Annotated in this window: 12 protein-coding genes; 3 read left to right on the top strand and 9 right to left on the bottom strand. The window is 44.5% G+C overall.

The features are described from left to right. Positions 1 to 116 precede the first annotated feature (116 nt). The 6 genes from VIA_RS21945 to trxB all read right to left on the bottom strand — a co-directional run bounded on the left by VIA_RS21945 (position 117) and on the right by trxB (position 6545). Entirely contained in the window at positions 117 to 545 is a 429-nt protein-coding gene (locus VIA_RS21945; RefSeq protein WP_071816327.1) for a bactofilin family protein, read from the bottom strand. Beyond that, entirely contained in the window at positions 449 to 1402 is a 954-nt protein-coding gene (locus tag VIA_RS16620; protein WP_004414364.1) for a M23 family metallopeptidase, read from the bottom strand. The genes VIA_RS21945 and VIA_RS16620 overlap by 97 nt, the downstream gene beginning before the upstream one ends. 238 nt (positions 1403 to 1640) lie before the next feature. Beyond that, complete coding sequence (locus VIA_RS21940; protein ID WP_328285401.1) at positions 1641 to 1793, bottom strand: DUF1289 domain-containing protein; 153 nt, start codon at positions 1791 to 1793, stop codon at positions 1641 to 1643. Positions 1794 to 1934: 141 nt separating this feature from the next. After that, complete coding sequence (cydC, locus tag VIA_RS16615) at positions 1935 to 3656, bottom strand: heme ABC transporter ATP-binding protein/permease CydC (protein WP_004414363.1); 1722 nt, start codon at positions 3654 to 3656, stop codon at positions 1935 to 1937. Then, positions 3649 to 5436: a heme ABC transporter permease/ATP-binding protein CydD gene (cydD, locus tag VIA_RS16610; RefSeq protein WP_004414362.1), complete on the bottom strand. Its 1788-nt coding sequence runs from the start codon at positions 5434 to 5436 to the stop codon at positions 3649 to 3651. Before cydD ends, cydC begins: the two co-directional genes overlap by 8 nt. A 146-nt stretch (positions 5437 to 5582) precedes the next feature. Further along, positions 5583 to 6545, bottom strand: a complete 963-nt coding sequence (gene trxB, locus VIA_RS16605; RefSeq protein WP_004414361.1) for a thioredoxin-disulfide reductase — start codon at positions 6543 to 6545, stop codon at positions 5583 to 5585. Between the two features lie 415 nt (positions 6546 to 6960). Between trxB and VIA_RS16600 the strand changes: the two genes are divergently transcribed. Then, positions 6961 to 7617: a 2OG-Fe dioxygenase family protein gene (locus VIA_RS16600; protein WP_004414360.1), complete on the top strand. Its 657-nt coding sequence runs from the start codon at positions 6961 to 6963 to the stop codon at positions 7615 to 7617. Continuing rightward, on the top strand, positions 7601 to 8836 hold the full coding sequence (locus VIA_RS16595; protein ID WP_004414359.1) for a cysteine desulfurase-like protein: 1236 nt from the start codon (positions 7601 to 7603) through the stop codon (positions 8834 to 8836). The genes VIA_RS16600 and VIA_RS16595 overlap by 17 nt, the downstream gene beginning before the upstream one ends. A 40-nt stretch (positions 8837 to 8876) precedes the next feature. On the opposite strand, the gene VIA_RS16590 is transcribed toward VIA_RS16595, so the two are convergent. Continuing rightward, the gene (locus tag VIA_RS16590; protein WP_004414358.1) at positions 8877 to 9701 is read right to left on the bottom strand and encodes a DUF2797 domain-containing protein; all 825 of its coding nucleotides are present in this window, start codon (positions 9699 to 9701) and stop codon (positions 8877 to 8879) included. A gap of 305 nt (positions 9702 to 10006) precedes the next feature. Here VIA_RS16590 and VIA_RS16585 point away from each other — a divergent pair, with 305 nt between their 5' ends. Continuing rightward, entirely contained in the window at positions 10007 to 11278 is a 1272-nt protein-coding gene (locus tag VIA_RS16585) for a GGDEF domain-containing protein (protein ID WP_004417478.1), read from the top strand. Here the strand turns inward: VIA_RS16585 and VIA_RS16580 are convergent. Further along, the gene (locus tag VIA_RS16580) at positions 11268 to 12056 is read right to left on the bottom strand and encodes a SanA/YdcF family protein (protein ID WP_167317849.1); all 789 of its coding nucleotides are present in this window, start codon (positions 12054 to 12056) and stop codon (positions 11268 to 11270) included. The genes VIA_RS16585 and VIA_RS16580 overlap by 11 nt on opposite strands. Then, on the bottom strand, positions 12029 to 12349 hold the full coding sequence (locus tag VIA_RS16575) for a DUF3392 domain-containing protein (protein WP_004417480.1): 321 nt from the start codon (positions 12347 to 12349) through the stop codon (positions 12029 to 12031). Before VIA_RS16575 ends, VIA_RS16580 begins: the two co-directional genes overlap by 28 nt. Positions 12350 to 12506: the final 157 nt, after the last annotated feature.

Genomic DNA, 12506 nt, shown 5'->3' with positions numbered 1-12506 from the left:
CTTAAACCGTCTCTAAATCCGAGTGTTGAACAACACTCGGATTTTTATTTTGAAGCTCTAATACATCATTACTGAATAAAGCGAAGTGACTTCTTTCGACAAACGTCATTGATGGGCTAAGCGCTTTTGTGGTTAGAGAACGTTTTGGTTTGGTCTTCAGTTGATTGACTCTTTAGACTAACGACTTCTTTTTCAGGCAGCTCTGCCGCTTCACCGAAGAACTTACCACCGGGTTCAATGCTCAGGTTATTGCTCCAAATCTTGCCACTGACGCGTCCTTTCGAAAGAACTTGAACACGTTCTACATAGCAGTTGCCATCAAGAATACCGTTGACGATAAGCTGCTTAGCGTAAATTTCTCCTCGCACGCGGCCACTTTCTGCAACGATTAAGGTGCCGTCTACATGTAGTTGACCCTCTACGATGCCATCTATTTGGATGTCACTTTCTACCTTGAGTTCTCCGCTAACAGAACATCCTTTGGCGATGATAGTTGAAGTTGCTGAGCTACTCGTTGTTCTACTGTTTCGATTAAAGATTCCCATCGTATTTGTCGTTCCTTAGTAAAGATGTCTTCAAAATTATTGAGGTTCCATTCAACGAATGACCTAGGATTTAGTGCTCTGCCAACAAAGCGAACCTCGTAGTGAAGGTGGGGGCCAGAAGAGAGTCCGCTATTGCCAGAAATAGCGATAAGTTGTCCTTTTTTGACGAACTCACCGCTTTTGACTTTGAACCCTTTTAAGTGCGAATAAGAGCTCGAAAAGCCGAAAGAATGTTGTAAACGTAAAAAGTTGCCAGAACCTTTCTTGCTGTATCGAGTGACTTCAACCACACCATCTGCTGGGGCGTAAACCTTAGTTCCGGTATTGGCCGCAAAATCCAATCCTCGGTGCATCTTGGACGTTTTGGTTACCGGGTGAATGCGTTTACCAAAGCCCGATGAAAGGCGGATATTGCCGACAGGTGATCCATTTGGAATCTGGTTGAGCATCGCCAGTCTGACGTTTGAGGTAATGGCTGCAATATCTAAACGTGCATCTAAGCTGTGTTCGGTACTCTCATTAGCAACGCCTAGGACTTTTTCCAAGTCAACCAATCGTTCCGACACCAATTGGACACGTTCTTCTCGCTCGGACAAATCGTTTTCGAGTTCAGACTTAAGGGCCTTTAAGCTCTGCAACTCTTGGCCGATATTTCGCGAATGTTCTGCCAGTTCTGACTGCTTTAACATTGCATCGCCAACCTGAGAATAAAGATGATCAATGAGAAACACGGTTGCGGTGATTGCTAGTACAACCACAACGAAGCCGGTTTTAAAGTGACGCTGCATGGTTTTGCTGAAATACCAATGCTTGGAACCATTGATAGTCGAAACAGTAATCGTTAATTGGTCTTTCATGGTGTCTATTGATTCATTGACTTAATTGTTCTTCGTTATTGATAAGTGTGACTGTAAGGAAAAATGGTCGTTACCGCTAGGATTTCACCTGGATGAAATGTCAGGGCGTGAGCTGTTGTCAGACTATCAACAAAAGTTATTTGCGCGCTTGAATCTTACGAGAAGTTTGTTTTGCAGAATAGGGTAATGAGTCAATTTTGAGAGGGTGAAATAGTAATAATGTGTGTGTGAACTGAAGTTAATACCGGTGGTTTTGTGCTCTTCTTTCTTTACATTTGGCTAAGATAGCTTGCTTTTCTACATTGGAGGAGTGCGACCAATTTAGAATTTCTTCAAGCGTGCGAAAGCAACCCAAGCACACATCGTTTCCATCGAGACAGCAGTTGCGCACGCATGGGCTAGGGTAGATGGGCTCTTCATCAGACGTTTCGTTCAAGAACTTGTTACCCTTGTTAGGCTCATAGGTATAAATATACAAAAAGACCCAGAACAACGAGAAGTCGCGCTGGGTCTTTTTAATTAATTGGCCTTTTTATAAGGTTTGATTAAGCGCGTAGTAACGTCCTTGCTCAGCCATCAGTTCATTGTGGCTGCCATGCTCTACGATTCTGCCTTGCTCAATCAGACAAATAGAGTCCATTTTATCGAGGTCAACTAATCGGTGAGTAATGAATACCACCGTCTTACCTTTAAAATGCTGCTCGAATAGCTGCATCATTTGCTGTTCAGTCTGTTTGTCTAAACCTTCGGTCGGTTCATCGAGTAGCAATATAGGGGCATTGTGGAGTAACGCTCTCGCAATACCGATTCTGCGTTTTTCACCACCAGACAACTGACGTCCGCCATCACCCAGCCAAGTGTCGAGCGCCGTATCTTCTAACAGTTTCGATAGACCCACTTTTTCGAGTGCTTGAGCGAGTTCTTGATCATCGGCTTGTGGTTTGGCCATCACGAGGTTATCGCGCAGTGAGCCATTCAATATATCAACCCTTTGGCTAACGACACTGATTGCTTGGCGAAGCTGGCTTTCGCTCCATTGTTCTATTGGTTTGCCTGCTATCTCGATGGTTCCTTGCTGCACATCCCAATAGCGGTTTAGCAGCTGTAGCAAGGTCGACTTACCTGAACCAGTTTGACCGACGATAGCGATACGGTGCTGCGCTGGAATGGTCAGTTCAACATTGGAGATCACTTGGCTATCACTGTCAGGATAGTGGAAAGAAATATCGTTATAAACAATAGAGAACTCTTCACTGTGATCAAGATGCTCTTCAGGGAACTGAACATCGGGTTCGGAAAGAATGATGTCATTCAGTCGGCGAGCAGACGTCAAGGTTTGCCCGAGATGCTGGAAGGCTCCGGCAATCGGCATGAGTAACTCGACGCTTGCCATGGTTGCGAAGGCGACTAACGCGATCATTGGGTCTGGGGTGTTTCCGCCCACACCATCGGCGGCAAGCCACAACATGAGAACGACCGTCCAGCCATTAGCTAACATCAGCAGTGCTTGAGCAATGCCAGAAAAGTGTGCGTTGAAGTACTGATTTTTCAGTAACTTATCTTGAGCACTAAGAATCGCATTACGGTAGCGTTCTTCTGCACCAAACAAGGTAAGTTCGCTATACCCTTGAAGCCAGTCGAGTGTTGAGATTCGCAGTTGAGCTTTGTGCTGAGTTAATTCGCTACCGTTTCGTTTACCAAGCTTATAAAACAAGACTGGCCAAGCAAGGACAAGCGACATTAGAATCGCACCTAGTGTTAGGCCGAGATCTTTATCAAACCAGCAAACAAGAGCAGTTAGACCAAGAATACCTAGAGTACCCACAACCATAGGGCTGATAAGACGCAGATAAACATGGTCCATTGCATCCACGTCGGCGACAAGGCGATTGAGTAAGTCAGCATCACGTAGGTTCGAAACTCGACCCGGAATAAGAGGGGCTAACTTCGAGAAGAAGAAGACTCGCAGATCAGTTAAGAGTTTGAATGTTGCGTTATGGCTGACGACACGCTCTCCCCAACGGCCTGCAGTTCGGCCCATCGCAAAGCCGCGCACGAAGGCACCCGGTAGCATGTAGTTAAAGGTTTCACGAGCAATGGTTAAGCCAGCAACCGCTGCCGCTGATAAAAACCAACCTGACAGAGTTAATAGACCAATCGATGCCGCTACAGTTAAAAAGGCGAGTAGCATGCCAAGGGATAGGCCAAACCAGTGCTTCTTATATAGCTTTAAGTAGGGAAGTAAATCACGCATCTAGGTTCCCCTTATTCGCTTGGTTTAAGGCTTGGTTTGCTTGCAGCATTGACTGGAATAGACCTTGCTCTTGCGCGAGCGTATCAAAATGGCCGGATTGCACCAAAAGTCCATTTTCCATGACAAGTATCTGGTCGACATTTCTCAGTGGCGTCAGTTGGTGGGTGACCATTAGTGCAGATCTGCCGTCAATTTGATTTTCTAAGCCTTGCATAACCAATTTTTCACTACGCGCATCGAGGCTTGCGGTCGGTTCGTCCAATAACCAGAACTTACCATTTTGAACCATCGCTCGAGCAAGAGCTAAGCGCTGCGCTTGACCAACAGACAGACCACCTGAACGGTCGGAGATTGAGTAATCTAATCCGTGTTGATTAACAAACTCGGCAGAAAATGACTCTTCTAATGCGTGGTTGATTCTTTCGTCACTCACATTGGATTTACCCAAGGTAATGTTGTCTCGAATCGAGCCATGTAAGAGGAGAGGATTTTGACCAACCCAACTGATCTTTTCTCGCCAATCCTCTAAAGAGAGTTCACTGCGTTCTATACCATTGATGGTGAGCGAGCCTTTGTAAGGTAAGAAGCCAAGAATCGCATTGATTAGGCTGGTTTTACCTGCACCACTTGGGCCAACAAGGGCGGCGGTTTGCTTAGCATTGAGTAAAAAGCTGATGGGACCGACGAGCTTCTGCCCTTCAGGCGAATAGACTTCTAAATCTTGCGCTTGGATAACAATATCATCTTCGTTATCAAGGGTCTTTTGACCTGAGTTGACGGTTTCAACATCGGTTTCAATAAACTCTACAATGCTCTCAGCTGCGCCTACGGCTTGTTGCTTAGCATGATAGAAGGTACCCAAGTCACGTAGCGGTTGATAGAACTCGGGAGCAAGAACAAGGATAAATAGGCCAGCAAACAGCGTGACACCTGCACCGTAGTCGCCAAAGTTCAATTCACCAATGAAGGCAAAACCGAAGTAAACCGCAGTAAGTGCAATCGAGATGGAAGTAAAGAACTCAAGCACGGCTGATGAGAGGAAAGCGATCTTTAACACATCCATAGTGCGTGTACGGAACACTTCGGATGCACCGTGCATGACCTCGGTTTCCGCTTTTGTACGATCAAACAGTCTGATGGTTGTCATAGATTGCAAACGATCGTAAAAATGACCCGAAAGGCGTTGTAAGGCTTTGAAGTTCTTACGGTTTGCATCCGCCGCTTTCATCCCAACTAGTGCCATGAATAAAGGCACAAGTGGCGCAGTGATTAAAAAGATTAATCCTGCAGCCCAGTTAACGGGGAATACCACAATCAAAATAACGAAAGGTACCAAAACGGACAGAGACATTTGTGGTAAGTAGCGAGCAAAGAAGTCGTGCATGTCTTCGACTTGTTCAAGTAGCAAGGTTGCCCACGCTCCAGCCGGTTTACCTTTTATGTACGCAGGTCCTAACTCACGCAGCTTGTCTAAAATTAACTGACGGATATAGACGCGTATCTGTTCGCCACAGCGGTAACCTGCGATTTCTCGTCCCCATGAGCAAAGGGCACGGACCGCAATGATAGCTGCTAGACCAAAAAAGTGAGGTACAAGCTGGTATTTATCGACTTGTTCAATGATGAGTTGGTGCAAAATTGTGGCAAGCAAAGCCGCTTGGGCCAAGAGAAATATGCTTGAAAGAACACCGAGACCCACAGCGATCATAAGCCAGCGCTTGGCGAGCTTACTCTGCTGCTTGAGCCATTGATTCAAGCTGCGTTGTTTCTTTTTATCCATCGTGAAGGCTTAATGAGAATTATTATTACGAATTAGAATGGCGCATTATACAAAAGAAAGCCCTGCGGGAATACCGCAGGGCTTTAAGGATTTGAGCTAAAAGTGAAAAATATTATTTACGTTTAGCGTGGAACTTATAAAAGAGGTTAGTTGTTATCAGCTAATCCATCTAAGAAACGTTCAGCATCTAGCGCAGCCATACAACCCGTTCCTGCAGAGGTAATCGCTTGGCGGTAGTTATGGTCCATTACATCACCAGCGGCAAAAACTCCGGGAATACTCGTTTGAGTCGCATTACCTTCAAGTCCTGATTGAACGATGATGTAGCCATCTTTCATCTCTAACTGGCCTTCGAAAATTGAAGTGTTTGGTTGGTGACCAATGGCAATAAACGCGCCCATAACATCAATCTGTTCGATAGCGTCTGATTGAGTGTCCTTAATACGAACACCTGTAACGCCCATATCATCGCCAACGACTTCATCCAGAGTTCGATCAGTGTGAAGAACGATGTTACCGTTTTCTACCTTATCCATTAGGCGCTTAACTAGAATCTTTTCAGCGCGGAACGTGTCACGACGGTGGATCAAGTGAACTTCAGATGCGATGTTTGAAAGATACAGAGCTTCTTCGACAGCAGTATTACCACCACCAACAACAGCTACTTTTTGGTTACGGTAGAAGAAACCGTCACAAGTGGCACAAGCTGAAACACCGCGGCCCTTGAAGGCTTCTTCAGACTCCAAGCCCAAGTACTTAGCAGAAGCACCTGTCGAAATGATTAAAGCATCACAGGTGTATTCGCTGCTATCACCTTTGAGACGAAACGGGCGCTGACTAAAATCAACCTCGTTAATATGATCGAACAAAATTTCAGTTTCAAAGCGTTCAGCATGCTCCTTCATTCTGTCCATCAAGCTAGGGCCAGTTAGACCTTCAGGATCACCAGGCCAGTTTTCAACTTCAGTTGTGGTGGTCAATTGCCCACCTTGCTGCATGCCAGTCACGAGAACAGGGTTAAGGTTTGCGCGAGCAGCATAAACTGCTGCTGTGTAGCCAGCTGGTCCTGAACCTAGAATAAGAAGGTTGCTATGTTTTACGTCGCTCATTTGTGCTCCATTAGCGGTGACGCTTTATCATCTATTTGAGTTCGATTGTATGGAAAATATGGGGTCTTTGAAAGCATTTGCGAGGCTGAGGAATGTAATAATTGGTTATAGATTAGAACGCAAACGTTAACTTCTTGGATTTAGATAAGACTCTAACATATTGATGTTCATGGTTATTTGTAAACAGGCTAGTGAAGTCATCTAGTTTTCGACATTTCGACTTTCTTAAACTGGTTTATATCTCTAAGTAACGATAATAACTTGGTGTATGTGTCTTTATTTTATATTTTGATGGATTGAAATGCTAAATAAAGTTGATCTGCCGATATATATGCGCAAATAATAAATGTGAACAAGATGTTAACTACAACTACAACTGCAACTACAAGTATGTACCTTCATTAAGGAGATGATGATGCTGCATCAGCGAGAAACAACCTTACAACTGACTAAGTTAAGTGATTCTGCCATTTCTCAACTAGCCCCTTCTTTTATGCACCTGCCGCATACAGAGCACGCAGATGGGAAATTTCGCCTAAGACGTTATTCAGTGGTTGCACTTAAAGATGGCCAGGTTGTCGACTTAAATAAAAACGAATTCATGCAAACGGATGATATAAACCGCTTCCAAGGAAATGTGATTCGTCAATTTGAAGGCATTGAAGCCTCTATCCTAGAAAGTGATGGTATGCGAGAAATGTGTTCTCTGTTCGCTGCATCGAACCAGCTGAAAAATGGTCAAGAAATAGAAATCCACCAGATCCGAATTTCTGCGATTTACGATGAAACGCAAGTGGCACCAGAAGGTGTTCATCAAGACGGCTTTGAACATATCGCATTGGTAGGTATGGGGCGTCACAATATCGAAGGGGGAGACATCATGCTGTACAACAGTTTCAATGAAGCTCCATTCTTTCGCAAAGTACTATTAAGTGGTGAAGTCGCAATGCTTGCTGATAACAAGCTTTGGCATAATGCGCAGCCAATTCGTTCAGTAATTGAAGGCACAGAAGGCCATATGGATGTTTTTGTTTTAACTGCAAAGGGCGCTGTTAATGAGCTTCACTCCTAACCTAGCAAGAGCGCAATTTAGCGCGTTAAGCCAAACGCACAATGACCTACCGGTTATTTTCCTCGATGGCCCGGGAGGCTCGCAAGTACCTAAATCAGTATTAGAAGCGATGCAGGCGTACTTAGGTTTCTTTAACTCTAACCTTGGTGGGCACTACTTTTCGAGTCGAAATACCACGGATTTAATGCAGCAAGCGCGTGAACATGCTCAGGTCTTGGTCAATGCTGAATCGGCTGACAACATGGTGTTTGGCGCCAATATGACATCTTTGACATTCCAATTAAGCCGTGCGATCAGTCGCGGTTGGGAGTCTGGAGATGAAGTGATCGTCACCGCGCTCGATCATTACTCAAACGTATCGAGTTGGCAGCAAGCGGCAGATGACAGAGGGGCTGTTGTGCACCAGGCTCGTGTGAATGAGTCTAACTATGGGCTTGATATAGACCATCTGCTGTCGCTAATTAACGATAAGACGAAACTGGTCGCTTTAACCTTTGCATCAAATACCACGGGATCAATGGTTGATGTCAAACGCGTGATAGAAGCGGCTCATGCTGTCGGTGCGATGGTCTACGTCGATGCTGTTCATTACGCGCCACATCATTTGGTTGATGTTCAAGCATTGGGTTGTGATTTCTTAGCCTGTTCAGCGTATAAATTCTTTGGGCCTCATGTCGGTATAGCCTATGTCGCACCGAAGTGGCTACACACTCTTCAACCATACAAAGTCGAACCTGCCACCAATCAAGGTCCGGGTCGATTCGAAACGGGGACGCAGAGTTTCGAAGGGCTTGCCGGTGTCATTGCAGCGGTGAAGTACCTGTCTCAATGGGGGAATAGTGCTGACTCACTAAGAGAACGTCTGGTTGATTCGTACAAACAGTTTAATCAACACGAATCAGCGATCAGTGAGCGATTTTTATCACGCTTGTCTGAATTAAGCGGTGTCACCTTATGGGGAGAGCATCAAGCAGACAGTGAACTGAGAACGCCCACGTTTGCCTTAACATTTGACAGCCATTCACCAATCGAGATTGCCCAAAAGTTAGGCGAGAGAAATATATGTGTCTGGAACGGGCATTTCTACGCGTTAGGGTTAGTGCGCCAACTCGGTTTAGAAGAGAGTGTGGGTGTCGTTCGCGTAGGGTTTATGCATTACAACACCCTAGAAGAAGTTGATATCTTTTTTGATGAATTGAAGATTATATTGAATCAATAAAGCCTAAAAAAAGACCTCCAATCGGAGGTCTTTTTCTTATTTAGGAAGAGACTTCAACCTCGTAGGAAGTGAATTTCCTGATATTTATCACACCAGTATCAAAGATCATGTATTGCCCTTTGATACCTTGCAGAATGCCAGTGACTTCGGGGTTCTTATCAAAGTTGTGCGAAGTGATCTTAGTTGGATGCTGATTTACCGGGTAACTGATTGGTGTAATAGCTTCGCTCAGGATTTCAATCGCATCATCACCAAATTGCTGTTTGATTTCAGCGATCTTATCTTCAACTAGAGGAAGTAGTTCTGCAAAGCGCGCTTCTAACTCCATTGGCTCACCATCGCCTTTTAACAGGGTACGCCAGTTGGTTTTATCAGCAATGTGCTTAGCGAGCTCAACTTCGATTAGGCCAGAAATATAACGGGTTTTAACCTTAAAAATCGGTAGGCCTTGTGTTGCGCCTTGATCAATCCAGCGAGTAGGAATTTGGGTATGTCGCGTAATGCCAACTTTTAGGCTAGAAGTGTTTGAGAGATACACAAAGTGATCCACCATACAGTTCTCTTCCCCCCATTGTGGCTCACGGCATGTGCCTTGGTCGTAGTGGCAAGTCTCTGGCTTCATGATGCACATATCACAGCTTGCGAGCTTCTTCATACAGACAAAACAGTGACCTTGAGAGTAACTTTTTTTGGTTTTCTTGCCACACGCACTGCAAAAAATATTTCCAGTATGGGTGAGTGTTAAGCGTTGTCCAATAAAGGGGGTGAGATCGACGAGTTCGTCACCAACTGGCAATCTATATTGGACGGTATTTTCGAGAGAGGCGCGCATTTTACTTAGCGTACCTTTTGCTAATAAAGACATGACATTGCTCTTGCTGTATGGGCTGAACCCTATTGTATTTTAGGCAAACAGTGTAGCAGGTTTTGTATCGTTACTCAGGTATTCTGTTAAATCCTCTTACACCATTCAGAAGCGGCTAATAATTCGACTATTATTGAAAGTAAGCTACCTCTTTATGAGTGAATTCATGTTTTTATTGATTTCTCAACAATAAAAACAAGTTAAAATTGGAACCAAGGTTGCATAATATGCATGATGTGAATTCTGGTTTTATATTGGTTTCTTATGGGTGTTGAGTGAAGTTAATACACAAAATTATCTTTGGCATGGGCTTGGGGACCATTTTGCTAGTGCAATTATATTGGATGCACGGTAGTAGCCTTATTTACAAAATATCACCGAGTGATTTGTCCTATTTGGCGACAAACGATCAGTCTCAAGGTGGAGTTTCCACATCAAAGCTGACCTTTGATGGGGAGGAAACGATTCTGGAATGTGAGCTAGGCAAATCGCCGAGTTATAGTTGGCCTTATTGCGGTATTTCTATCAATCTCGGTCAATCCGATCATCAAGGTGTCAACTTGGACAAATTCCACACTATTCGACTCAATATTGATTTTGAGCAGCTTGATAGTGATGCTGAACCAAGCTTGCGCTTTTACTTGCGTAATTTTAACGAGGCCTACTCGACCGAGGGGAATGACTATACGCAAAAATATAATGGGGTAGAGTTTAAACCTGGTACAGGCCAAGGCATCATTGAGATACCCATTGCCAATTTACAAGTGATGACATGGTGGTTGGCAGACAATAACATTCCGATCGAGCACTCGGCTCCCGAATACACTAACTCGACTAAATTTGAACTGGCGACCGGCTCTGCCCACCATAATGGGCAATACCGGATGGTCATTAAGAGTATTGAATTTGTTGGTCACTATATTTCCGGTGAAAAACTGATGCTTGGCTTGTTGGTGTTTTGGGTTTCTTTAGCGCTGATATACAGCATTGTTGAGATTCGCCGTAGCCATCAATTGATTTTGCAGGCGCACTTTAGACAAGACCACCTTAAAAAGCTCAATCGTAGCCTGAAAGAACAGAATGTACATTTTGCAGAATTAGCAAATCGTGATGCTTTAACTGGTGCGATGAACCGTCATTCAATTCGTGAATGGTTAGATGTGAACTTCGAAAAAGAGGCCAATACAGCCAAGCTATTATCGGCGCTCTATCTTGATATTGACCATTTCAAGCATGTCAATGATCAATATGGTCACGGAATGGGGGATGACATTTTGCGCGAGTTTACAATGGTTGTGCTTTCTGCTCTAAGCCCTAGTGAACGCCTTGTTCGTTGGGGCGGTGAAGAGTTCGTTGTCTTCTGTCCTGGAATGGAACTCAGTGAAGCTGCAGAATTGGCAGAGCGCGTTCGTCATAAAGTGGAGGCGCATATTTGGGTTCATGGTGATGTATTAACGACGAGTATCGGTGTCGCGAGCCTGGGGAATGAGCGGACCAATGAAATGCTAACACGTGCTGATGAGGCATTGTATTTGGCTAAGCGCAAAGGGCGCAACCAAGTAACTATCAGTGAGTAATATCGTCTAGCGCTTCGGTTTCTTCTAACGAAAGCTCGAGTTCAGATTCTGTATTATCATGGTCTGCATTAAGAATGGGCTCTTTTGGTCCTAAAAATTTAGGTTGAGCGTTTATCACATAGATATCTAGTACGGCCTTTGCCCTTGCAAACACTTCTCTTACGCGCACCTTCCATCCTGAGTGGCGAGAAGGGCCGGGCACGGCGAAGCAACTTGCGTTGATATTGTGCGATTTAGCAATGAACAGGGCGCGCTCACAGTGGAATTTTTGAGAGATGATCAGGAAGTTATCGGTGTCGAAAATCTCCTTTGCACGTACAACGGAGTCTAGGGTTCGGAAGCCAGCGTAATCCAGAAAAATTTTCTCTTCCGGTACTTCTGCTCTCAATAGGTCTCGCTTCATTGTCCAAGGCTCATTGTATGAGCGATGTGCATTGTCGCCACTCAACAAGAAATGAGCTACCTTCCCTTCATTATAGAGTTCTATTGCAGCATCCATACGGTGTGAATAGTATTCGTTAAGGATCTTGCCGAGGTATTTACTTGTTCCCAGTACAACCGCTACGTCAAATTTATCGATCTGCTCAACTTGGGTAAATAGCTGCTTTTGAGCTTGATAAGAGACCCAGCGGTCAATGGCGAACAGTGATGCAGCCAATATTAGAGCGAATACCGGTAGCCAACGAGCAACCTTGGTAACTTGTGTCCAATTAAGCCATCTTGATTGTTGTCGGTGGAATAGTCTTCGCACTAGATTTGTCGATTCCTTTGAGCCCATAGGCCGATAGTGATGAAAGTGATTGAAACGCAGCTAAACATAATACCCGCTTCCAAGGAGTGCAGTGTCCGAGATAGGTAAGGTGTTGCTTTTACGATGATTAAGCCGTATCCGAACGCATTAATCAATATGAAAGCGAGTGTCCTAATCACAAAGTTATAAGGCCTTAACACTTTTCTCAATAGCGTATTGATTTCGCCACCTGCCACGACGAGAGCACATGCAATCAGTGCGGTCGAGATTTCATTCAGGTATGGGACAAGGTAGTTTCCCAGTAAGTTCAAATATTCCATGAATTTCGTGAATTAATTGCTCGTGAAAGTAGGATACCACGAACTGATGAGAGCGAGTGAACTTAGAAAAACCAAGTTGGAAGTGTTTGTTTAACAAGCGTTAAACTACTTAGATAAAAAAAGCCCAGCATCTCTGCTGGGCTTTTTGATACTAACG

Origin of the sequence: Vibrio orientalis CIP 102891 = ATCC 33934 (assembly GCF_000176235.1) — a bacterium.
Classification (GTDB): domain Bacteria; phylum Pseudomonadota; class Gammaproteobacteria; order Enterobacterales; family Vibrionaceae; genus Vibrio; species Vibrio orientalis.
This window is presented reverse-complemented; position numbering and strand designations above follow the sequence as displayed.